The 24,142-nt window shown below is 47.8% G+C and carries 18 protein-coding genes; 4 read left to right on the forward strand and 14 right to left on the reverse strand.

The window, feature by feature from the left end:
* Nucleotides 1–59: 59 nt before the first annotated feature.
* From WMO65_RS11120 to WMO65_RS11160, 9 genes are all read right to left on the reverse strand, one after another.
* Nucleotides 60–1,067 carry a dipeptidase gene (locus tag WMO65_RS11120; protein ID WP_148391945.1) on the reverse strand — a complete coding sequence of 336 codons (1,008 nt, stop codon included), beginning with the start codon at nucleotides 1,065–1,067 and terminating at the stop codon, nucleotides 60–62.
* Between the two features lie 131 nt (nucleotides 1,068–1,198).
* Nucleotides 1,199–3,109: a 1,4-alpha-glucan branching protein GlgB gene (glgB, locus tag WMO65_RS11125; protein ID WP_033142910.1), complete on the reverse strand. Its 1,911-nt coding sequence runs from the start codon at nucleotides 3,107–3,109 to the stop codon at nucleotides 1,199–1,201.
* Nucleotides 3,110–3,148: 39 nt separating this feature from the next.
* On the reverse strand, nucleotides 3,149–4,519 hold the full coding sequence (locus tag WMO65_RS11130; RefSeq protein WP_148391946.1) for an alpha-amylase family glycosyl hydrolase: 1,371 nt from the start codon (nucleotides 4,517–4,519) through the stop codon (nucleotides 3,149–3,151).
* A gap of 75 nt (nucleotides 4,520–4,594) precedes the next feature.
* Nucleotides 4,595–5,176 carry a TetR/AcrR family transcriptional regulator gene (locus tag WMO65_RS11135; protein ID WP_033142938.1) on the reverse strand — a complete coding sequence of 194 codons (582 nt, stop codon included), beginning with the start codon at nucleotides 5,174–5,176 and terminating at the stop codon, nucleotides 4,595–4,597.
* Nucleotides 5,177–5,358: 182 nt separating this feature from the next.
* Nucleotides 5,359–6,123: a TatD family hydrolase gene (locus WMO65_RS11140; protein ID WP_033142912.1), complete on the reverse strand. Its 765-nt coding sequence runs from the start codon at nucleotides 6,121–6,123 to the stop codon at nucleotides 5,359–5,361.
* Nucleotides 6,113–7,258 (reverse strand): AI-2E family transporter, encoded by a 1,146-nt coding sequence (locus tag WMO65_RS11145; RefSeq protein ID WP_033142913.1) that lies wholly within the window; start codon nucleotides 7,256–7,258, stop codon nucleotides 6,113–6,115. The genes WMO65_RS11140 and WMO65_RS11145 overlap by 11 nt, the downstream gene beginning before the upstream one ends.
* Before the next feature lie 28 nt (nucleotides 7,259–7,286).
* Nucleotides 7,287–9,893 carry a cation-translocating P-type ATPase gene (locus tag WMO65_RS11150; RefSeq protein WP_148391947.1) on the reverse strand — a complete coding sequence of 869 codons (2,607 nt, stop codon included), beginning with the start codon at nucleotides 9,891–9,893 and terminating at the stop codon, nucleotides 7,287–7,289.
* A 356-nt stretch (nucleotides 9,894–10,249) separates the two neighbouring features.
* Entirely contained in the window at nucleotides 10,250–10,942 is a 693-nt protein-coding gene (locus WMO65_RS11155; RefSeq protein ID WP_148391948.1) for a hypothetical protein, read from the reverse strand.
* Nucleotides 10,939–11,271, reverse strand: a complete 333-nt coding sequence (locus WMO65_RS11160; RefSeq protein WP_148391949.1) for a PadR family transcriptional regulator — start codon at nucleotides 11,269–11,271, stop codon at nucleotides 10,939–10,941. The genes WMO65_RS11155 and WMO65_RS11160 overlap by 4 nt, the downstream gene beginning before the upstream one ends.
* 198 nt (nucleotides 11,272–11,469) lie before the next feature.
* On the opposite strand from WMO65_RS11160, the gene WMO65_RS11165 reads away from it, so the two are divergent.
* Both WMO65_RS11165 and WMO65_RS11170 read left to right on the forward strand, forming a co-directional pair.
* Nucleotides 11,470–12,054, forward strand: coding sequence for a sugar O-acetyltransferase (locus WMO65_RS11165; protein WP_148391950.1), 585 nt, complete (start codon nucleotides 11,470–11,472; stop codon nucleotides 12,052–12,054).
* Between the two features lie 18 nt (nucleotides 12,055–12,072).
* The gene (locus WMO65_RS11170; protein WP_148391951.1) at nucleotides 12,073–12,909 is read left to right on the forward strand and encodes an alpha/beta fold hydrolase; all 837 of its coding nucleotides are present in this window, start codon (nucleotides 12,073–12,075) and stop codon (nucleotides 12,907–12,909) included.
* 248 nt (nucleotides 12,910–13,157) lie between these two features.
* On the opposite strand, the gene WMO65_RS11175 is transcribed toward WMO65_RS11170, so the two are convergent.
* Together WMO65_RS11175 and WMO65_RS11180 are read right to left on the reverse strand one after the other, a co-directional pair.
* Nucleotides 13,158–13,967 carry a tyrosine-protein phosphatase gene (locus WMO65_RS11175; protein WP_187370554.1) on the reverse strand — a complete coding sequence of 270 codons (810 nt, stop codon included), beginning with the start codon at nucleotides 13,965–13,967 and terminating at the stop codon, nucleotides 13,158–13,160.
* 159 nt (nucleotides 13,968–14,126) lie between these two features.
* Nucleotides 14,127–17,213: a glycoside hydrolase family 2 TIM barrel-domain containing protein gene (locus WMO65_RS11180; protein ID WP_148391953.1), complete on the reverse strand. Its 3,087-nt coding sequence runs from the start codon at nucleotides 17,211–17,213 to the stop codon at nucleotides 14,127–14,129.
* Nucleotides 17,214–17,415: 202 nt separating this feature from the next.
* On the opposite strand from WMO65_RS11180, the gene WMO65_RS11185 reads away from it, so the two are divergent.
* The gene (locus WMO65_RS11185) at nucleotides 17,416–18,255 is read left to right on the forward strand and encodes an AraC family transcriptional regulator (protein WP_148391954.1); all 840 of its coding nucleotides are present in this window, start codon (nucleotides 17,416–17,418) and stop codon (nucleotides 18,253–18,255) included.
* A 71-nt stretch (nucleotides 18,256–18,326) separates the two neighbouring features.
* On the opposite strand, the gene metG is transcribed toward WMO65_RS11185, so the two are convergent.
* Nucleotides 18,327–20,297 carry a methionine--tRNA ligase gene (gene metG / locus WMO65_RS11190; protein ID WP_148391955.1) on the reverse strand — a complete coding sequence of 657 codons (1,971 nt, stop codon included), beginning with the start codon at nucleotides 20,295–20,297 and terminating at the stop codon, nucleotides 18,327–18,329.
* A 588-nt stretch (nucleotides 20,298–20,885) separates the two neighbouring features.
* Between metG and WMO65_RS11195 the strand changes: the two genes are divergently transcribed.
* Entirely contained in the window at nucleotides 20,886–22,811 is a 1,926-nt protein-coding gene (locus WMO65_RS11195; protein WP_148391956.1) for an FUSC family protein, read from the forward strand.
* A gap of 91 nt (nucleotides 22,812–22,902) precedes the next feature.
* On the opposite strand, the gene WMO65_RS11200 is transcribed toward WMO65_RS11195, so the two are convergent.
* Both WMO65_RS11200 and WMO65_RS11205 read right to left on the reverse strand, forming a co-directional pair.
* Nucleotides 22,903–23,292, reverse strand: coding sequence for an HsmA family protein (locus WMO65_RS11200; RefSeq protein ID WP_054350387.1), 390 nt, complete (start codon nucleotides 23,290–23,292; stop codon nucleotides 22,903–22,905).
* 184 nt (nucleotides 23,293–23,476) lie between these two features.
* Complete coding sequence (locus WMO65_RS11205; protein ID WP_118593840.1) at nucleotides 23,477–24,076, reverse strand: cytidylate kinase-like family protein; 600 nt, start codon at nucleotides 24,074–24,076, stop codon at nucleotides 23,477–23,479.
* Nucleotides 24,077–24,142: the final 66 nt, after the last annotated feature.

Below are 24,142 nucleotides of genomic sequence, written 5' to 3' on the forward strand. Positions count from 1 at the left end.
TAAGAGCAGGCATTGGCCCCATCTGAAAGCGATTTTTAATGGGCGAATACCGTAACGATTCAGCCGGCTGAATCGTTACAATTTTCTTTCAGGAACCTTCTCACATTTCCTCCCAGAATCTTTTCTGTCTGGCTGTATGTAAAGCCGTGTTTTTCCATTTGCTCTGCCAGAAGCTGTACCTGGCTGCAGTCAGAGATCTCGGGGAGTTCCAGGATGCCGTCGTAATCGCTGCCCAGACCCAGGCAGTCACTTCCGCCGACGTTCAGAATGTAGGACGCCATTTGTACGATCTCTTCCACTGTTGTGCCGGCTTCTCCGGGTTTCCAGTTGGGACGCATGAAGGAGACTGCGTAGTTCAGGCCCATCACACCGCCCCGGTCAGCCAGGGTGCGTATCATATCGTCTGTGAGATTTCTGGCGGAACCTTTTACCAGGCCTCTTGCATTGGAATGACTGGCCAGGAAAGGGCGGGTGGAATGTTCCGCCACATCCCAAAAGCCGCCGTCGGACAGATGGGATACATCCACCAGGATATGCAGGTGTTCCAGCTCCTCCAGAAACTCCAGGCCCTTTTTCTTCAGTCCCCGGTCATCACCCCAGCTCCAGGTCTTCTGCGTAAGAGGGTCCCCCATACAGTTGGGAAAGCCAAAATCGTTCTCATAGTTCCAGGTAAGGGTTGCCATTCTGACGCCCTGTCGGTGAAACCATCTGAGGGAATCCAGAGAGTTCTGGAATATGGCGCCCTCCTCCAGGGAGAGAAGGGCTGACATCTTACCCGCCTTTTCGTTTGCTTCCAGCTCACTGTAGGTTCTGACCTGGGAGATCAGGTCAGCATTTCGCTGCATTTCCCGCTGAAAGATTTTCAGGATATCTCCGGCAGCCGCCTCTGCGTCCGGTTCCTCCTCCCAGTTAACGTAGATGGCAAAGGTCTGCAGGGCATAGCCGCCCTTTTTCATCTTTTCCAAATCCACACTGAGGGAATTATGGAAGAGGGAAGCAGGACTGCCCTCTTTTTCCATTTGGCGGATTTTGCTGATGGTGTCGCAGTGCATATCTATAATCTGCATAATAAAACTCCGTTTCTGCCTTCTTAAATTGAGGGCTTCTTTCTACCAGTATATTGATTTATTCCATGAGATATTAAGAAAGCGCGTTCCCACTGAGCGGAAACGCACCTTCCCTTAATTTATTATCATTTTTAATATAAGAACACAGCCACCCCATAAGCCGGCAGCGGATAACCAAAGGAGTAATCCCTTCCGTCACATTCCTTCTTCACAGCCTTGTAAACGGTCTGCTCCACCGGCGTATCTCCGCCGAATTTAGGGTCCTTACTGTTCAGGATCAGCTTATACTGTTTTCTCTTAGGTACTCCGACCCGGTAATCCTCTCTGGCAACCGGTGTATAGTTGATGACAAACAGCAGATTATTCCTTCCGGTAGGCGACTTTCTCACAAAACTGAAAATACTTCTCGCGGCGTCATCCGCATTGATCCACTCAAACCCTTCCTGGCTGTCGTCATTTGCGTAGAGGGCCGGATACTTCTTATATAAGGCAAGCAGTTCCTTCACGTAAGCTTGAAGCTGCTGATGGCACGGTTCTGCCAGCAGGAACCAGTCAAGCTCCCTGGCCTCGCTCCATTCCTGGAACTGACCGAACTCCTGTCCCATGAACAGCAGCTTCTTGCCGGGATGCCCGAACATGTAGCTGTACCCTGCCTTCAGATTCTCGAATTTATCCTGTCCGAGACCGGGCATTTTGTTGATCATGGAGCATTTCAGATGCACGACTTCATCATGAGATAATACAAGGACGTAGTTCTCGCTGTAGGCGTAACTCATGGAGAACGTCATCTTATGGTGATTATATTTACGGAAATATGGGTCAAGCTTCATATACTCCAGGAAGTCGTGCATCCATCCCATATTCCATTTTAAGCTGAATCCCAGGCCGCCCTCCTCAGGCTTGCCGGTTACCATGGGCCATGCTGTGGATTCCTCCGCGATCATGACAGCCCCCTTGTTCTTGCCCAGAACTACGGAGTTCAGGTGCTTGAAGAACTCGATCGCCTCCAGGTTCTTATTTTCCCCGTATTTGTTTGGTATCCACTGTCCGGCCTCTCTTCCGTAGTCCAGATACAGCATGGAGGCAACAGCATCCACACGGAGTCCGTCAATGTGATATTCCTGTATCCAGAACAATGCGTTTGCGATGAGGAAATTTTTCACCTCATTCTTGCCGTAATCAAATACCTTGGTCCCCCAGTCCGGATGCTCACCCTTTCTTGGGTCCGCATATTCATATGTGGGGGTTCCGTCAAAATCAGCCAGTCCGTGGGCGTCCTTCGGGAAATGGGCCGGTACCCAGTCCAAAATGACACCGATCTTATTCTTGTGCATGTAATTTACGAAATACTGGAAATCCTCAGGCGTACCGTACCTGGATGTAGGGGCATAATAACCTGTGACCTGGTATCCCCAGGAGCCGTCAAAGGGATGTTCCGCAATACCCATCAGCTCCACATGGGTATACCCCATCTCTTTGATATAGTCAGCCAGTGAATGGGCCAGCTCTCTGTAATTGTAAAATCCGTCCTCATCCCCGTCTTTTAAAGGGTGTTTCTTCCAGGAGCCTGGGTGCAGTTCATAAATGGACATGGCATCCTTCTTCGCATTGTATTCCAAACGCTTTTTCATCCAGACGGAATCACCCCATTTGAATTTGGTGATGTCATATACACAGGAAGCTGTACCCGGGCGGTGCTCCGCGTAGTTTGCATAGGGGTCTGCCTTGAAGAGCAGCTTGCCCTTGTATGTGGTGATGCAGAATTTGTACAGATCACCTTCCCGCACCTTTGGCACAAAGAGCTGGTAAATGCCCATGTCATTGTCACACTTCATCACATTTTTATCGGGGTCCCATTTGTTGAAATCCCCCACAACGGACACGGATTCCGCATGAGGTGCCCAGACGGCGAAATAGACGCCGTCTTTGCCCCGCTGTGTTGTGGGATGTGCACCCATCAGCTTATAGATTTCATAATGTGTTCCTTCCCCGAATAAATAGCGGTCCATCTCCGAGAATCTCATTGTTTTTCCTTTAGCCATAAGTCCTTCCCCTTTGTCTTCCTCTGATTTTACAGCACTTTAACCCTGCTGCAGGATTTCCAGCAGAACACTTCCCGCTGCTTCTATGGTAAAATTCAGCCTGCCGTTCTCCGGCTCCACTTCCTCTTGTGTCAAAAGGTTTACATAACGTTTATTCTCCACCGGCACCGGAATACTCACCTGTGCCGGATTCTCGTCATTGTTCACAGCCGTGACAAGACCTTCCTCCTCTGTAAATCTGACAAACGCAAACTGTCTGTTGGTGAGCATCAATTCCCTGTATCTTCCCTCTGCAAGGCAGGTCTTATACTTCTCGTGCATTTCTCCCAGTGTCTTGACCCAGAGCATGATCCCGGAATCCTTATGCTCTTCCAGGGCTTCCCTGATATCCACGGCCGGCCTTAGAGCGTCATCACCGCCGTTGTTCTTGCTTCCCTCAATTCCCCATTCCGATCCGTAATAGATGGATGGTATCCCCGGAAGCGTATACAGCAGTGTATAGATGGGGTAAATATGCTCCTTCACATTGATCTTACTGTAAATGCGGTCCACATCGTGATTGTCAACAAAGGAATACAGCTTCATCCCCCTGTAGATACCGCCGTTCTCCTCAAATTCCCGTCTTATGGTATGGGCGATCTCAAAGTAATTGTGGTCATTGTGTCCGGAATAGATGCCCTTGTGAAGTTCATAATTCGTAACACTGTGCAGCATTTTCTGTCCGTCCTGGATGTATCGGCTGTAGTCTCCGTGGATGACCTCCCCCATAAGCCAGAAGTCCTCTTTCTTCTCACCTGTGCGCCTGCGCATTTCCTCCATGAAGCCAAAGTCAAGACAATCCGCGCAGTCCAGGCGGATGCCGTCAATATCAAAGGTATCAATCCACTCATCTATCACATCCAGAAGATAACCTTTTACTTCCGGGTTCTGCAGGTTTAAGTTCACAAGCTCAAAGCAGTTTCTCCAGGCTTCATAGGAAAATCCGTCATTGTAGGGATTGTTCCATCCGAAATTGATGCCCTTATACCATCCGCAGTACCTGGAACCCTCCCGGTTCTGCTGGATGTCCCTGAAGGCAAAGAATTCTCTTCCCGTGTGGTTGAACACACCGTCCACCACGACTCTGATTCCCAGCTCGTGCGCCTTTTTCACAAATCTGGTAAAGTCTTCATTGTCACCAAGCCGCTGGTCCACAGTCTTATAATCCTTGGTGTCATACCCATGGGTGGTGGACTCAAACAGAGGTCCGATATAGATTGCTGTTGCCTTAATGTCCGCAAGGTGCGGCAGCCATTTCTCCAGTTCCGCGAAGCGGTGTACAACACCTTCTTCTCTATTCACCCTGGGGGCGCCCGTCATCCCGATAGGGTACATATGGTAAAATACTGCCTCTTCATACCATTTTGCCATGTTTCGTTTCCTCCTTTTCCGGCTCTGCCCGATGCGGCAGGCCCAGACAAACCATGCAGGAACGCCATTCCTTGACTACGAATATATCCCATACATAAACTGATGCACAATCTCATATGTGGTCTCATCAGAAATTTCAAATCTTTCCTCTTCGGATAGCCCGTAGCTCACTGTCATAATATGATGGTTGAGCACACCTGTAAACCCCACGGCAAATAATTCCTGCCGCCCCCGCATGTTCCCCAATTGGGGGGATGCATCCTCAAATATCTTCACAATGATCTTATAATACCGCTCTATAAGGGGCGAAACCGTCTTATAGGCCTCGTTCTCTCTTCCGGAATAAAACAGAGACAGCATGAATAAATAGAATTTCTGATTGGACGCAGCATAGTCAAAAAATGTCCGCGCTGCCTGATAAAGCACACCCGGAAGGCTTTCCCCCGGCCTGGCTATATCGATCAGCCTGCTTTCAAACTCCTGATATCCTGTCTCCAGCAGATTCTGCAAAAGTCCCAGCTTGCTTCCAAAATAGTAATATAAAGTTGGCTTGGAGATTCCGGCCTTATCCACGATCTCCTGGACGCCCACCGCATCATACCCCTTGGCATAAAACAGATCAAGCGCCGACTTTAATATCAATTCTTTATTATCCATAACTGCCTCCCGGCTGTTCTGCATTGTATCTATCTTTTGTTTTTTATTTTCATCCTTTGTTCTGCCTATTATTATACCAATCGGTATACAAAAAATCAAGAGGGTGTTGTAAAATACGTTTTTACAATACCCTCTTGTTTAAGGCCGCTCTGCCCGACTTCACGGCTGACGCTTCCTCCCTATCATATACCAAACAGCTTTTTGGCGTTTTCCCTGGTCACATCCACCACAGTTTCATAGGAAACGCCCTTGATCCTGGCAATCTCCTCCGCCACATAAGTCAGATACACAGAACAGTTTCTGTGTCTTCTGTAGGGTTCAGGTGCCAGATACGGGGCATCTGTCTCCAGCAGAAGATAATCCAGCGGTGCGTATTCCACCACATCTTTCAGCCGCTTTCCGTTTTTGAAGGTGACGACTCCGCCTACGCCCAGATAATACCCCATGTTCATGTATTCCTTTGCCTGTTCCACAGAATAGGAATAGCAGTGGATCACGCCCTTCAGGTTATCTGCCCTCTCTGCTTTCATAAGATCCAGTGTGTCCTTTGCCGCATCACGGCTGTGTACAATAATGGGAAGCCCGGTCTCTTTTGCCAGATCCATCTGGCGGACAAACCATTTTTTCTGGACCTCATGATGTTCCTTATCCCAATAATAGTCAAGGCCAATTTCACCCACTGCCACGATCTTCTCCAGATCACACAGGCTTCTGAGCCATTTTATTTTCTCCTCATCAAGGCTGCCCACCTCGTCGGGATGAACGCCCACTGCTCCGTAGACAAAAGGATACTTTTCTGTCAGCCTGACCGTATCCTCCACACCCCGCAGGCTGGCGCCCACATTGATGATCGTTCCGATTCCGTGCTGCGCCATGGAGGTTAAGAGGCTGTCCCTGTCCCCGTCAAACGCCTCGTCATCATAATGTGCATGTGTCTCAAATATCATGAATATTCCGCTCCTTCAATTTCTTGTAAACGGTCTGGCGGAACAGCGCGTACACAACAGATGTAAGCGGTATGAAGATCAGCATACCCACAACACCCATCAGACTGCCGCCCACGGTCACTGCCACCAGCACCCAGATAGAGGGCAGCCCCACCGAGTTCCCGACTACATGAGGATAGATCAGATTCCCCTCAATCTGCTGCAGCACCAGAAACAGCACGATAAATGCCAGCCCCTTCATGGGATCCACCACCAATATCAGAAAGGTACCCACAACACAGCCGATAAACGCTCCGAATATGGGAATCAGCGCTGTAAATGCAATCAGTATACCGATCAGCATAGCGTACGGGAAACGAAACAGGGTCATGGATACGAAAAACATGGTTCCCAGGATCACTGCCTCCAGACACTGACCGGTGACAAAGCTGGCAAATGTCCTGTAACTGAGGGAACACACCTCCAGAACCTTTTTCACCATCTTTGCAGACAGAAAAGCGTAGAAAACTTTCTGAACCTGCACCGTCAGCTTTTCCTTCTGCAGAAGGATATATACGGCAAATACAAGGGCGATGAAAAAATTCATAAGTACATTGACCACTGTGCGTGCCATTGCCACTGTGGAGTTGAGCACATTTCCGGCACCGTTTTTCAAGAAGTCAACTGCTGTGCCGATTATGGAATTCCAGTCAAATTCCAGGTTCTGGATCCACTCAGCAATCTGTTTGTTGTTGTGGAAGGTTTCCACAGCCCAAGTCTGAAGCCTTGGTATGGCGGCTTCTATGCTGGCACTCACACTCATAAAGGTCTGACCCATTTCCGGTACAACCACAAGGATGACTACAAGCACTACGCCCACCACCAGAATGAGGGAGAGGATCAGACTCAGCGGGCGTCCCAGCTTTTTCATCTTTCCTTTACTCTCGGCACTTCCGAAAAGTCTCTTTTCCAGAAAGCTCATGGGAACATTCAGTACAAAGGCAAATGCGGCTCCCAGAAGGAAAGGATAGGCTATCCCTACCATGAAACGTGCAAAGACCAGCAGTACATCTGCCCTTTGTATTCCCACATAGACAACCACTGCAAACAGAATCAGAAGCATCAGATTCTTCATATCTTTTTTATTCAGGTTCATACTTCTCCTCTCCTTCTCCCCTCTTTGATTACTTTTTCAGTTTCGCACGTACCCATTTCAGCGCCTGGATAACCGGCAGGTTTGCAATGGACAGGCCGTACACTGTGAAAAGCTGTGCCATATCCAATGTCTGCACGCTGAAAATTTTGTGCAGCCCCGGAATCATCAGCACAGAGGTGATTAATACTAATCCTAACACAAATGCACCGATGAGGTAAATATTATTAAAGAATTTCTTAGTAAATAAAACAGGTCTTACGGATTTACAGTTAAATCCATGCACCAGCCTGGAGGTACACAGGGTTCCGAATGCCATTGTCATGGCCAGGAGCGGGCTCTCCTGATAGCCGATGTAAAAACCGATCATGGTCATGATACCGATAACAAGACCTTCTGTCCCGATATAGGAGAGAAAATCCTTCGTCAGTATGGATTCATTCATAGGACGCGGTTTTTCCTTCATGACATCTTTGGTGTGAGGCTCCAGCCCCAGCGCAATAGCCGGAAGGCTGTCTGTCAGCAGGTTGATAAACAGCAGGTGTACCGGCGCAAACGGCACGGGCAGGTTTGCCAGGGACGCGTACAGTACCGCCAGGATTCCCGCAAAGTTGCCTGAGAGCAGGAACTGGATGGCACTCTTTATGTTCTTGTATACGTTCCTTCCGTTTTCCACTGCCTTGACAATGGTTGCAAAGTTATCATCCGTCAGGACCATGGAAGCGGCATCCTTGGACACCTCGGTTCCCGTTATGCCCATGGCCACACCGATATTGGCCTGCTTCAGAGCGGGTGCGTCATTGACGCCGTCACCTGTCATGGAGACAATATTTCCCTTCTCCTGCCATGCCCTGACAATGCGTATCTTATGTTCCGGTGAAACACGTGCATAGACGGATATACCTTCCACAAAATTCTGCAGCTCCTCGTCCGTCATATTTTCAATCACAGCGCCCTCGCAGGCTTCGGATTCATCCTTCAGAATGCCGATACGTTTTGCAATGGCTGCTGCTGTCACCTTGTGGTCACCGGTTATCATGATAGGCTTAATGCCTGCACTGATACACTCTTCAACCGCGGCCTTGGACTCTTCACGCGGCGGGTCCATCATGGCGATCAGTCCCAGAAATACCAGATCATCTTCATCGTTCACACAGAGCTGTGTGCCGGCCTCCATCCGTTTATAGGCAAATGCCAGAACACGGAGTCCGTTTCCGGAAAACTTCTGGTTCTGCTCTTCGATGGCTCTGCGGTCTTCCTCTGTGATGGGGACTATCCCGCTATCTTTCTGTATGGAACAGACACGGTTCAACAGAACATCCACCGCGCCTTTTGTGATCATGGTGGCACCCTCTCTTAAATTATGAAGGGTGGACATCATCTTACGGTCACTGTCAAAAGGCACCTCGCTGCATCTGGGATACTTGTCGCGGACCACCTCCGCAGGGCGTCCCAGCTTATCTCCCTGGTTGATAAGGGCTGTCTCGGTGGGATCTCCGATCTCCTCGCCGTTTTTGTTGGTGGAGTCATTGCAGAGAATACTGTGGCGGAGAAGCTGCTTCTGTGCCGGGTCATCCAGGTCAATATTTTCCGCGGGAATCTCACGGCCTTCTACATAGTAGTATTCTACTGTCATCTTGTTCTGGGTCAGGGTACCTGTCTTGTCTGAACAGATAATAGATACACTTCCCAGACCTTCCACTGCCTGGAGTTTTCGTATAATGGCATGTTCTCTTGCCATTTTCTGCGTTCCGAAGGAAAGCACAATGGTGACAATGGAGCTGAGTGCCTCCGGTATGGCCGCAACAGCCAGCGCTACGGCAAACAAGAATGCCTCTCCCCAGGATTCTCCCCTGAAAACACTGACTCCAAACAAGATACCGCAGAAAACCAGAATTATGATGGACAGCTTCTGGCCGAACTGGTCCAGGTTCATCTGCAGCGGTGTTTTTTTCTCGGAAGTGGTTTTCAGCAGTTTAGCGATCTTTCCCACTTCTGTCTCCATGCCTATGGAGGTTACAAGGAAGGAGCCGCGGCCGTAAGAGACAAAGCTTCCTGAGAATACCATGTTGGTTCTGTCACCCAGCGGTACCTCGCCTTCGATGGGGTCTTCCGTCTTATCCACGCCCAGGCTCTCACCTGTCAGGGCACTCTCATCTACCTTAAGGCTGGCATTTTCAAGGATCCGTCCGTCAGCCGGGACATAGTCGCCCGCTTCCAGCATGACAATGTCGCCCACAGTCACCTGGTCAGAGGGTATCTTCGCCACATCGCCGTTTCTCAGGACCTTCGCCTCAGGCCCTGACATGGCTTTGAGGCTGTCAAGAGACTGCTCTGCCTTCACGGTCTGGACTGTTCCGAGAATGGCATTCATGGTGATGACCACCAGGATGACAATGGCACTCTCCATTTCGCCAAGAACACCGGAAACAATGGCTGCCACGATCAGGATGATCACAAGAAAATCTTTGTACTGCTCCAGAAAAATCTGCGGGATGGATTTTTTCTTTTCTTCCAACAGAGCATTGGGGCCGTATTTTTCCTGATTGGCCTTAATCTGTTCGTTTGTCAGAGGCTGCGTGCTTCCATTAATGGTTTTCTGCGCCTCTGTCCTCGACATTTGATAAAATTCTTTCATTCGCTCTCCTCCAAACGTTTTTTGCGGAACCCATGCTGTGCTGCCATGGTTCCATGTGTGGATACGTACTGCTTATCTCTAGTGTGCTTTGTAAAAACCTCTTTCATACCTTTTACTCGTATGCCCTGCCATAACCATTGGTTTTTCATGGCCTGCAACGCAAAAAAGCGAGGCTTTTACTGCACAACAAGCATGCAATAAAAGTCTCGCTGTTTCATCACGATACGGACGGGATATTCTCCCATCGAGATTGACGATATCGCAAACGCCGACGGCGCCAGCTACTCCCTCTTATTAATGGATACTATAACCGATTGCTTTTGAACTGTCAATGATAAATTTGTAAAATATTCCTGTCAGCCGCCGTCCTTCACCGCCTCATGATACATATGAATATAAAATACAAGCTTTGTCAAAAGAAAAAGCAGCAGTTGTACGCCGAACACAATGCCGGCATGAATTTCCCAGACCAAATCCTGCTGATCATTAAAAATATACAGCGGCAGACAACACAGTGCTGCTCCCAGAAAACCTGCCGCTGCCGGAACCAGCCTCTGCATTCTTCTGCCAAACACGTATTTACTGCTCACAAATATCTGGATTCCGCTGATGCAAAATAATAATGCCATATATACAGAACCAAATACAACCGGAATTTCCATGATTCCATTTTCTTGCGTATACTCGAGGAATAAAACAATAGCCCAAAACCAAAGATTACTCACACACAGTTCCAGCCAGTACAGCAGTTTCTCGCCGACAGTCGCTGCACCAGTGCTCTCTGCCAGTGAATCACAGAAGTATTTGGGATCTTCTCCTATGATATCAGCCAGAGATTCCCCTCTCTCCCGCGCCTCTTTTGCCATTGCAATCAAATCTCTTTTAATGAGCTCCTGGTCATATAAGCCAATCCTCGGCAGACTTAAAGCTTTCATCAGTAGATTTAATACATTCCAGTCAGGACCTGCCAGTTTTGCGGCTTCATCTTTATTGTTCCTTCTGATTTTCAGATAAGGATTATGAAAAATAACCTCTACACCTGCATTCATATGTTCACCCCCTGCTTCAAAATAGAGTCTACCGTCTCTGTCACCTGATGCCAGCACGTTTCAAATTCTCCAAGAAGTTCCCTTCCGCTTTCCGTAAGTGAATAATATTTTCTGCTGGGACCCAATGGGGATGGGCGGATAGTGGATGATATCATCTTCTTTTTCTCCAGACGTACCAAAAGCGGATAGATAGTACCTTCCTTCATATCTCCAAAGCCAAAACCCTGTAGCTTTGTCACGATCTCATATCCATACGTTGTCTCCAGACTTATAATCTTTAAAATGCATCCTTCCAGTGTCCCCCTCATAAGCTGTGACTTGTCATACATTCTCTCACCGCCTCTACTTTGTATCACCTAGTACCTTATATAACTACATTGTACCACATGGTAGCAATGTGTCAATGTCTTATCTGAAAGAAATGTTTTCCTTGCTTAAAGAATATAGAACACTTATAATTAAAAAAACGCGGAAAAATATCACCGTCCTGCTAAAATACCACGGCGGATAGTTATGGAGGATGAGAAATGACAGAGCGAGAGAAAATGCTGGCCGGAGAGCTGTATGACTGCGGTGACCCGGAGCTTTTAGAACAATGGCACCTGGCTAAAAATCTGATTCGGGAATATAATGGGCTTCCGTCTGAGAATCTGGAGGAAAAGGACCGCATCTTAAACCGTCTTCTGGGCGGCCGAGGTGACAATCTGTGGATCACCGCGCCTTTTTATGTGGATTACGGGAACAATATTTATATCGGAAATAACTGTGAAGTGAATATGAACTGCACCTTTCTGGATGACAACAGAATCGAGATCGGCGATAATGCGCTGATCGCTCCAAATGTGCAGATTTACACAGCCTTCCATCCCACCAACGCGGCAGACCGGTTCGGCCCCTTAAAGGAGGACGGCAGTTTCTCTTTCTGCAAGACCAGGACCGCACCTGTTATTATCGGCGATAATGTGTGGATTGGCGGCGGCGCTGTGATTCTGCCCGGTGTGACCATCGGCAGCAATGTGGTCATCGGCGCAGGAAGTGTAGTGACAAAATCCATTCCTGACAACAGTGTCGCTGTGGGAAGTCCCTGCAGAGTGATACGGGAAAATTGTTAAATCAATTAGGAGGAAAATATGAATGCTCCGGGCAAAATGGTAAAAGTTAACGATACATATATGCACGTCTTCTCTATATCCCCTTCAGACACGGCAATACATCCCACAATTGTATTCCTGTCCGGTTCCGGCACAGAATGTCCTACATACGATTTTAAACCGTTATGGCATTTGCTGAAGGACCGTTTTTACATCGTGGCAGTCGAACGCCCGGGGTATGGATGGAGCGGGCAGACCAGTCATCCGCGGGATATTGACACCATTCTGGAAGAAACACGGGAAGTTTTAAAGCAGGCAGATATAGCCGGTCCATTTATTCCGGCAGCCCATTCCCTTTCCGGCCTGGAAGCTATATACTGGGCTCAAAAATATTCGGATGAAGTCTCTGCCATCATTGGACTTGACATGGCTGTTCCTCAGGTATATCGGATTATGGAGATACCAAAATACTTTCCGCTCCTGGCCCGGTTTGGACATCTTCTGCGCAGGCCGCTTGCAGCTGCTATGGTCAAAAATCATCCTGCTGTGAAGAATAATCTGTTGGATAAAGCGGAACGGGCGGCAATGGAAGTTATTACTTCCAGACAACTGCTGAGCAAAAATATGATGGATGAAATAGACTATGTAAAAGAAAATGCTGATAAAGTTGAAAGTGGGAAATGCCCTCAGGTTCCCCTGCTGTGCTTTCTGTCAAATGACAAGACAAATTTAAAAGCAGTACCTGCATGGGGCAGAATACACAGAGAATATTTTTCCGCTAATGGTAATGCCCATTTCATTGATTTGACATGCGGCCATTATGTTCACCGGGAAGCACCTGATATCATTGCTGAATCCATAATTCAATTTTTATAACTGTGCAGTTAACTTTATGTATTTACTGCACTCGCCATGCATAAGAGTGGTGACAGCGGGTATTCGTCCTATCGCAAATCGACCTCTAACGGACAAATACCCGTACCTATTAATTTAGCTGGCTGAATAGATACCCATTTTCCAATGAGACTGCCCCCGTAAACTGAAATCATACAATATTCTGTATCCGTGATACCTCTCCCGGCAGGCGTAAACGTGAGAGGTACCACACATCTGCCTTCTGCCCTCTATTCCAGATACATCTCCCTCAGCATATCTGTTTTCTCGTCAGTAAGCCCCAGCCTCTCCCTCAGATATGCTTCGGTACTTCCGCACTGTCTCTCCGTCTCCGCGAACATGGATTCTATATAACTTCTCTCCGCGCCGTTTAGAATGCGGATTCCATTGAGAATGCGTTCATTCTGCACTTTTGCAGCTACTTTTGCGACCATGGCTTCTGTCTCCGGTTCCAGATATCCATTTGTCAGAAGATAGTCCCGGATGATCACTTCCCGTTCCACGCCAAGCGCAGTCAGCAGAAGGGCAGTGGCTGTACCTACCCGGTCCTTTCCCGCAGAGCAGTGCCAGAGGACAGCCCCTTCTTTTTGAGCTAAAAGGATATCAAAGAAATGCTTCAGTCCGGTGACGGAAAAATCGTCTGAGACAAGAGCCAGATAAATTTTTTCCATGTTTTCCTTTGGATGGTTTTCCGCCTCCTTCAGCAGTTCCAGGATCATGGCTGAAAGACTGTCCGCCTGCTCCTGTCCCTCTCTGGTGATTCCCAGCATGGCATCACTTAAAAGAGGATTATGTATGAATTCCACCCCTATTATCTCCGGGTCCGGCAGTTCTGTCTTCTCACCGTTTGTCCTTAAGTCCACCACTGTTTTCAATCCATACTCCTTTGTCAGTTGTCTGATATCAGACTCTGTACATTTTCCAAGGGCACCGCTTCTTAACAGGCGGCAGTGTCTGATCGTCCTGCCGTCCTTTACTGTATACCCTCCCAGATCCCGTGTATTATAAACAGGGCCTTCCATTTCAATTCTGCTGCACATAGTATCCTCCATGAATAAACATTTTGTCCTGTGTTTCCTGTGCGCAAACAGCCCGCATCAGAAAATCCCGCGTACGAAAATGGGGCTGCCGCCCGCCCTGTCTGCTGTCTCGCAGAGAGAGCCGGCCGCATCCCCATTTTATATTTTCAATTATTCTGTTTATTTTACCACCGGAAGCAGGCTGATTGCAAAGGTAAATTCATTTTCAACAAAACGGTACTTTTCCAGAAGTCTCGGTCCACAGCTGTTGGAGCCGATTCCGTTCTGGCGGTAGTCCAGGCAGAACACTGTGTAGGGGGAGGCTTTCAGCTCATAATTATGTGCCTTTTCCGTCAGCTCCTCCTGTGTGTATACAGACGCATTGAAGGCAAAGGTATCTGCGCCCACTGCTGCCAGGCTGATCCTGCTGCCCTCAGCCTTTACATAATCACAGTCATCGTGGCTGCCGTTCTCCTGCGGACGGATATAATCCTCATGCAGCTCTTTTACGGCGGCATGGAACTCATCATGATAGCTGGCTCTGCGTTTATCCTGATAACTCTCCACAGGGCCAAGTCCATAGTATGTGATGTCCGCCATATCGCGGGGCAGGAACAGGCGCAGGCCGAATCTCGGAAGTTCCGGGAATTCCGGGTCTTTCTTCACATCCAGCTTCACGTCAATCCTTCCGTTGGCACGGATCGTCCATGTGGCATCAATATCCAGGATTCTCTGGATGATAACTGCTGATACGGAAAGAACTGTGTGGATCTGTACTTCCTCTTCCAGAACCGTGTAATCTGTGCGGTAGGCCCTTGTCACGATCTTGTCGTACTTCGCTTTTCTCCAGATGTTCTTAATATTTCTGTCATTGTCTGTGGGTGCTCTCCAGATGTTGTATTCCATCGGGCGCTCCAGAACCTTGCAGTTTACATAACTAAGTTCAGAGAAGAGACCAGTCAGCTTGTCATAAGTATAGGAGAATTTGTCTGTGCTTACGAACAGATTCCTGTCATCCTGGGCTACGCTGAATACAGGCGGCTGCCCTGCCTCTTTGCCCGCCTCTCCGGATTCCTCTGTCACTTCCAGAATCTTCACTGCCTTCTGGTTTCTCATATCCTTTGTCTGGAGCTGAATCTCATCAAAGCCCAGTTTAAAGCCTTCCGGCAGAAATCTTGTGGCATTCTTCAGATAATATTCCAGCTTCAGGTAACATTTACCTGCTTCCGGAACCTCATAATCCAGGGCAATCACACCCTCTTCATGAGCGCTGATGTCAGGCATGTCATCCGGGCAGATGCATCCTTCCCCGATCATGCTTCCGTCACAGTTTACCGTATAAGTTATATAGAGGTAGTCCTTTAAGTTTACATAATCCATATAATTGTGCAGAACTGCCTCTTTCTTCTCCTGGTCAAAAGAAACTACTCTGGCCGGACGGTGTACATTTTTGAATTCGCGCAGGCCTGTATGCGGTGTGCGGTCAGGATATACCAGACCATCCATACAGAAGTTGCCGTCCTGCGGGTACTCCATGTGGTCGCCGCCGTACGCGTATTTTTTCTTTCCTTCAATGGTCTTGCCCATGTAAATGGCATGATCACACCACTCCCATACAAAACCGCCGCAGGCGCCGTCGTACTGCTGGAAGACCTGGAAATAATCCTCAAAATCTCCGGGGCCGTTGCCCATTGCATGGCAGTATTCGCACATAACGAAAGGTTTATCCGGGTTTTTTGCAAAGTAGTCGTGGATCTCCTCAATAGCCGGATACATACGGCTGTGCAGATCTATATTGGAATAATCGTATTTTTTATCCTTGGATGTGTAGCGGGCACTCTCAAAGTGAGTCAGTCTGGTATGGTCAAATTCCTTTGTCCAGGCCAGTGCCGCCTCAAAAGTACAGCCGTATGCACATTCATTTCCCATGGACCAGATCACTACACACGGACGGTTCTTATCTCTGTGCACACAGCGCTGTGTCCTGTCCACAGTCGCCTCCGTAAATGCAGGGTTATCCGCAATGGCCTGATTCCATCTGGAAGCCCTCTCCTCCCAGGAATCATCTTCCATATAGATATCAGCGGTTCCGTGGCTCTCATTGTCCGCCTCGTCAATAACAAAGAAGCCGTATTCGTCACAGAGCTGATAGAACTGCGGCGCATTTGGATAGTGGCTGGTACGGATGCAGTTGATGTTGTGCTCTTTCATTAACTGCAGGTCTTTTTTCATCTGTTCCAGGCTGATGGCAAACCCTGTAACAGGATCGCTGTCGTGGCGGTTGGTGCCATGGAATTTCACCTTTACTCCATTTATGTAAACCACTCCGTCTCTGGTACAGATTTCACGGATACCCATACGGTCTGTGATAACCTCTCCGGCAGCTTCCAGCACTACTTTGTACAGATACGGCTCCTCCGCGTTCCAGAGAACCGGATTTTCAAGGGTCATGCGGATCCTGCCGTCCTCTGATACCCGGCTGCTCTCTGCTTCCAGACTGCCCTCTGCATTGTAAACAGAGATTTTTACAGGAACTGCCTCGTTAAAATAAGTCACTGCCACATCGACTGACGCACTCTTTCCATCCGGCGCAATGTCTGTTGTGAGGAAATAATCAAAGATTCCCTGTGCGGGACGTTTCAGCAGATATACATCCCTGAAAATACCACTCATGCGGAATTTATCCTGGTCCTCCAGATAACTGCCGTCGCACCATTTCAGAACCAGAACGGCCAGGGTATTCTCACCCTCTCTTAAAAAGCTGCTCACGTCAAATTCACTTGTGGAGTGTGACACCTGGCTGTATCCCACATAACTGCCGTTTATCCATACATAAAAGCAGGAATCCACGCCTTCAAAGTTCAGGTAAGCTTTGGGCGCATTTTCATCCTCTGCATAGGTGAATGTATGCACATAGGCTCCGCAGGGATTTTCCTGAGGCACATACGGCGGGTCCATGGGGAACGGATAACGTGTGTTGGTATACTGGTGTCTGTCATATCCGAAATTCTGCCAGCATCCCGGCACAGGAATCTCATCAAAGCTTCCCGTCTGGTATCCCTCTCTGAAAAATTCCTCTTTCAAGTCATAGATGCTGTCAAAATATTTGAATTTCCAGCTGCCGTTTAAAAGCTGGAATCTGTCGGAATTCTCTCTGTTCTCACACAGATCGTCTCTCTGTGTGCCTGCAGGGATATAGTAAGCCCTGTTCGGCATGGTGTTCTCGTGCAGCATGTGAAGGTTCTCATAATATCTGGGTACAATCATTGGTCATAGCCCTCCTGAAAATATATTTTTTACTGTAACTGTTCCGCGCCCGCGCAGGAAATGCGCAGGCCTGCCAAAAAGTCACCTCATACTGCCTATTATAAAATACGTCACAGCAAAATCCATATCCTGTATTAGACAAAACATGCACAAAATGATACAATCAATAAAAGCAGTTTAAGGAACAAAGGAGCATCTGCCTATGTACGTTAATACCGGATATTTAAACCATGCGGAAACAGATCTGGAAAACCCACAGATCCCCCTGCGCATAAACAGCAGCGGGATATACAGGGTCATCTCCCGTCCTTCCATGTCAACGCTCAGGCCCAAAGGGCGGGCTGATTACCAGCTTATCTACATTGCCTCCGGGCGGGCCTGGTTCACTTTCGGCCAGGAAAAGATTGAAGTGGGCGAGGGAAACATGGTCCTTCTGCGCCCCTTCGTCCGACAGGAGTATGTCTACTATGGAAAAGATAAACCGGAGGCCTTCTGGGTACACTTTACAGGGTACCGGGCAGAAGCCTTACTGGATGCCGCCGGATTTGCACAAAATCAAATTCTGTATGCCGGTGTTTTTTCCGAATACAGGGACCTGTTTTTCCAGATGATACGGGAACTTCAGGTGTTCCGTCCGGCCTATGAGGATCTGCTCCCCCTCCTTTTGGAACAGCTTCTGCTCCTGGTACGCCGCCACCGGATCGAAGGCCCCGGGGAGCGGCACAGGATTCAGAAGGAGATGGAAAAGGCCATCCACTATTTTAATGAAAATTATTACCGGGATATAAAAATCGAAGACTATGCCAGACAGCAGCATATGAGCACCTGCTGGTTTATCAGAAGTTTTAAACAGTACACCAACGTGCCGCCCCTGCAGTATCTCACCTCCGTCCGCATCCGCAGAGCCAGGGAACTTCTGGAGACCACAGATTATACGGTCAGTGAGATTGGGGCATTGGTTGGGTATGACAATCCGCTGTATTTCAGCAGGATTTTTAAGAAACAGACAGGGGTGTCACCCGTGAGTTACAGGAAGACTTGATAAAATAAAAAACGCCGCGGAAATGTGCCATTCACAGCACATCCCCGCGGTATATATTTCTATTCTGTCTCTTAGCAGATCTCAGCGCCGGCAGGCATATCCTTATCCGGTGTCATGAGTGCCAGCTCGCCGTCCAGTCCCTCTGCGCACAGGATCATACCCTCTGACAGGATTCCGGCCAGTTTTGCAGGCTTTAAGTTCACCAGTACCATTACTTTCTTTCCTACCATGTCCTCCGGCTTATAATTGGATTTGATTCCGGAGACGATCTGTTTTACCTGGCTTCCGATCTTCACCTGGGAACAGAGCAGTTTTTTGGATTTTTTTACTTCCTCACAAGCAATGATCTCGCCCACCTGGAACTGCATTTTCATGAAATCATCAAATGTCACTTCCGGTTTTGCTTCAATATCCACCACCGGTTCTTCCTCTTTTTGCTCCTCTTTCGGTGCGTCTGCCGCTGTCTCGGCTGCGCGCATAGCCTCTACTTTTTCCATGACTTCTTTTACATCAAGGCGGGCAAAGAGAATTTCCGGCTTCTCTGTCACTTTATTGCCTGAAGGATAGGACCCGAAAGTATCCAGCTCTTCATAAGTTCTCTTAGATGCATTCAACTGGGACAGAATCTTCTCTGTTGTCTCAGGCATGAAGGATTCCAGCAGGGAAGCACCGATGCAGATGCCTTCAACCAGATTGTAAAGCACTTCTGCCAGACGGTCCTTTTTGCTCTCGTCTTTGGCAAGTGCCCACGGCATGGTTTCATCAATGTATTTGTTGCAGCGTTTGAACAGGGCGAAGATCTCTGTGATAGCGTCTGCCACACGAAGTTCCTCCATCTTGTCCGCCACTTTTTTCTTTGTTCCGAGCACAACTGCCTTTAAATCCTCATCAACCGGTTCGGTCACTCCGGTGCTGGATACTTCTCCGCCGAAATATTTATTTGACATGGAGATAGTGCGGTTTACCAGGTTTCCGAGGGTGTTTGCAAGCTCTGAATTCAGGCGCTCCACCATCAGCTCCCAGGTGATGACTCCGTCATTTTCAAAAGGCATTTCATGGAGCACAAAGTAGCGCACAGCATCCACACCGAAGAAGTCTACAAGCTGGTCTGCGTAGATAACGTTTCCTTTGGATTTGCTCATCTTGCCGTCGCCCTGTAAGAGCCAGGGATGTCCGAATACCTGTTTCGGAAGGGGCAGATCGAGAGCCATCAGGAAGATGGGCCAGTAAATGGTATGGAAACGGATAATGTCCTTGCCGATCAGATGCAGGTCAGCAGGCCAGTCTTTCTTAAACTGCTCTGTGCTCTCCCCGTCACAGTCATATCCGATTCCGGTGATATAGTTTGTGAGGGCATCCAGCCACACATACACCACGTGTTTCGGGTCAAAATCTACCGGGATTCCCCATTTGAAAGAGGTTCTGGACACGCACAGATCCTGAAGACCCGGAAGCAGGAAGTTGTTCATCATCTCATTTTTTCTGGAAACCGGCTGGATAAATTCCGGGTGTTCATTGATGTGGTCGATCAGACGCTGGGCATATTTGCTCATTTTAAAGAAATATGCCTCCTCTTTCGCCGGTGTCACCGGGCGCCCGCAGTCCGGACATTTGCCGTCCACAAGCTGGGACTCTGTGAAGAAAGACTCACAGGGGGTGCAGTACATTCCCTCGTAATGTCCCTTATAGATATCGCCCTGGTCATACAGTTTTTTGAAGATCTTCTGTACCTGTTTCTCGTGATAGTCGTCTGTGGTGCGGATAAATTTATCATAAGAGGTATTCATCATATCCCAGATATTCTTAATCTCTCCGGATACCTGGTCTACAAATTCCTTGCAGGTCACGCCTGCCTCCTCTGCCTTCATCTCGATTTTCTGTCCGTGCTCGTCTGTTCCTGTCTGGAAGAACACGTCATAGCCCTGCTGTCTTTTGAATCTGGCAATGCTGTCAGCCAGAACAGCCTCATAGGTGTTGCCAATGTGCGGTTTGCCTGAGGTGTAGGCAATCGCTGTAGTAATATAATATTTTTTCCTGTCCATTTTTTATCTCCTTTACTTTTCTGTGGAAGAATAAAAAAACACCCATCCCCTCATTCTGAGAAGACGAGCGTTAACCCGTGTTACCACTTCTTTTCATCTGTGCCTCACAGCACAGACCTTATCAGGTACCTGCATACCTTTCCGCTGTAACAGGCGGAACCTGTCGCAGCCTGGCTTCCCCTGCACAATATGTCAGGTTCCGTTCGGTGCGCCTCTCAGGAGCCATCTTCGGCACAGTTTTCTTCGTTCCTCTCAGCATACGGAACTTCTCTGTAAAAGAAAAATCTGCACGTACTCTCTCCGTCCTCGTGTTTCCACTATAAATTTCATGCTAGCACATTTCCTGTTTTTTGTAAAGCCGGAAATTTTGTCTTTCTGAATCTATGGTATCTGCAGGTTACTGTTCCGGGAGGTGTTTCCTCATGGGACGCGGCGCGATATGAAAGCAGCTTCCGTACCGGCCGGCAGCAAAAAATAAAAAAACGGAATATATATCTAATTCATTAAGAAATATGTTATACTTTTACCGGTACAGAAAACAAAGAAAAGACCGGTTTATGAAAAAAGATTGGATAGTGAAATGATGAAATGTTTGTAAAATCAAAAAAGTATTTAAAAAGATTCGGCAGTGATCTGTGGAATGCACTTCCGGTGATCTTGTTCTTTCTGGTGTTGTTCTATTGTGTTATTTTTTTGTTCGGAACATCCTACCTGTTATTGGTTTCTGTTTGTACAACGATTTTCAAAGTGAATTATCAGAAACGATTTACATTAAAAGGAATCCTGATCATTATAGCAGAACAGCTTTTAATGTGCGTCCTGGCATTTCTGGCCACACGGAACCTGCCCTTATGTATCATACTGAATGCTATGGTCCCTTTTATTCTGGTGGTGCTCAGAACGACCCGTTTTAATCAAAAAGGGTATTTTGTAAACGCCATGGGATTTGTATTCCTCCAGCTCAGACCGGTCAGCTTTGCAGGCTTTGGAAAGCAGATTCTGGTATATGCCATTCTTCTTATATTTCTGGCAGCAGCGCTTGGAATTGTCACGGTCCTGAAAGGAAAACACAGGGAATACCTGGCTGTGCGGGAGGGGTTTGGGATTGCGGCAAAACGATTCCGAAGTCTTGCCAGTGGAGAACGGATAAAGGATATCTCTTTACAAATGGCATCTGTACAGAACAGCTTCCATGCAGGCGCGGCAGCCAGCCAGCACTCTGATACAAACGGAAGCATTCCATATATATTTGCGCTTTTATTTCAGAGAACCGCTTATTTTATCCTGGATTATCTCCAGCTTGAAGAAAAATTCAGCAATGCGGATGTCCGTCTCTTTGGCAAAATGGCCGATTATATGGAAGAAATAAAAATAAGCCTGAACAGCAAAGATAACGAAGCTCTCATCCAAAGGGCCGGAGAACTCTCAAATGAGACAGATGATGTCAGTGAACGGCTGCAGACGTATATGGGGAATTTTTTGCATCTGCTCGTCATGGCATTGACTCTAATCACATCAAAGGAGCAGAAAACCGTCCATTATACTGCTAATTGGAAACGCTTCTGGAAAGAAAAAAAGGCACGGCTCAGACCGGAACAATTTGAGATGCGGTTTGCACTCAGGCTGTCCCTTGTACTTTCCCTGAGTTTTCTTATCTGCAGGCTGTTAGACATCAGCCATTCCTATTGGCTCCCTCTGAATGCGTTTCTCCTTGTTCAGCCAATGTATGAGGAGAGTACCCGGCGTCTGAAAAACAGGGTGATCGGTACTTTTCTTGGCAGTACATTTGTCTTTTTTGTGCTGATGAATCTAAATGGGATGACGGCACATTTCATCCTGGCCGCAGTTATGGTCTCCTTTATGTACAGTTTTGTGCCGGGAAGCATATTGCAGGTTTTCTTTTCAACCGGCTTTGCGCTGACGCTTACCACTCTTTCTTTAAACAGTACAACTGCGGTTGAATTACGGCTCATTTATGTCATAACCGCGGTTGTGTTTGTCCTGCTTGCGAATCGATTTTGTTTTCCCACCAGCCTGTATGGGCAATTCCGGTTTAATCTGCGGGAAGTGATACATATGGAGTACAGCTATTTGGATTTCCTGAACATAGGAAGTCTCCGCCCCATTGACTATGAGATCATGAGTGATGCCCTGGCGCAGTTCAATCTGACATATGGGCAGGCAATGGAATATCTGACAAAGAATCCGTCAGCAGAGATGGAATGCTACAGAAGTCTGTTGAATACTCTATGGAGAATGGTTTCAGAGATTGAACAGATGGTGTTCTATGTGACCACAGAGAATACCGGCCCCAAAGAGCGCGAAATGGTTCAGAAATTTGTAAGGCAGATGAAGGATGCGCTTAAGCCCCATAGTACATGGAAAACAGAGATTGAAGTCAAAGGATGCAATCCATATCTGGAACGCCTGATGACAAAATATATTGTGAACGTAGAGAAAATGCAGGAAATGTATAACCGTTTCCCTGATCTGGAAGGACTGTTTGCTAAATAAGAAGTGTACAGAATGTCTGTCCGTTTGTTACGCCCATAAATGAAATATTCTATGAGCTTAACAAACAGACATCAGATGCTGATAATAACAATCAATGGCTCATACCTATGATCATCCCCAGAATATAGGGCACCAGCCAAACCAGCCAGACAAAAATGCTGAACTTGTGAAAGCTTTCCTGTTTCTTCTCATCCTTTTTCACCAGCACCAGGGTTGCCCACAGCGCGTGAAACAGCATAAGAACGATTGCCAGAGCACCTGTAATGCCATGAAGCCCCATGCCGGTCTGTCCTCCGGCTCCTTCTTTTGTGATAAAACTCATGATGGTAGTACCTGTGGTGTCAAAGACAAGGCCAAGCCAGAAGATGAAAACATGTTGTTTCTTCAGGATATGTGCCTTTCTCTCAGAAAAAACACCTATCGTATAGAAAACAAGTGCAAGCGTGATAGTAATAATAGCCATGATCAATTTGATATCCATGGAAATGCGCCCCCTTTGGTTTTTTGTATACTGTAACCGTTCCGCGCAGTAAATGCGAAGACCTGCTGAATCGTTTACCGTATTTCATCATTATAGCACGCTTACCCGGAAGTACAAGAAAAAAGTCGGAGGACCGGGCAATTTCTCATCGCACGGTCCTCCGGTTTAAATCCCCCTGATTTTCTCAGGCTTCCTGTCTCTTCTCAATATAATCCAAGATCAGCTCCGCGGCTGCATCCGGAGAAAATCTGCTGGTATTGATCATCAGGTCATAATTCTGCGGGTCTCCCCATTTCTGCCCTGTGTAGTAATTATAATAGCGCTCTCTTGTTTTATTTTCCTTTTCCAGCTCTTTTAATGACTGGCTGCCGTAGTGGGTCCCGGCCCTTTCCCTGCGGAATTCCTCATCGGCGTAGATGAAGAAGGAAAAGCAGTCCGGATGCCCCCTCAGTACCGCGTCCGCGCATCTTCCCAAAAATACGGCGCTGCCTTTCTCCGCGATCTTCAGAATCGCTTTAGCCTGCTCCCGGAACATTTTATTATAGTAGGGAACTGCCTCAAAACCATAGGTCCCCATACTTCCTATGCTGCTGTCGGGTGTCCGGTAGGCAGATTCCAGAATGGACTCAATGTCCACTTCTGTGTCCCCCATTTTCTCCGCTGCCAGATAGAGGATCTGGCGGTCGTAACAGCGCACACCCATTTTCTCTGCCAGTATTTCCGCAATCTCCTTGCCGCCGCTGCCGAACTGGCGGCTGATGGTGATGATGGTCTTTTCCTGCATATGAATCCCTCCTGACTGATGATCCCATAGGCATATCAGACATATAATCCTGCCGGATGCTATGGC

This window comes from Blautia caccae (assembly GCF_040095955.1).
Taxonomy (GTDB): Bacteria; Bacillota; Clostridia; order Lachnospirales; family Lachnospiraceae; genus Blautia; species Blautia celeris.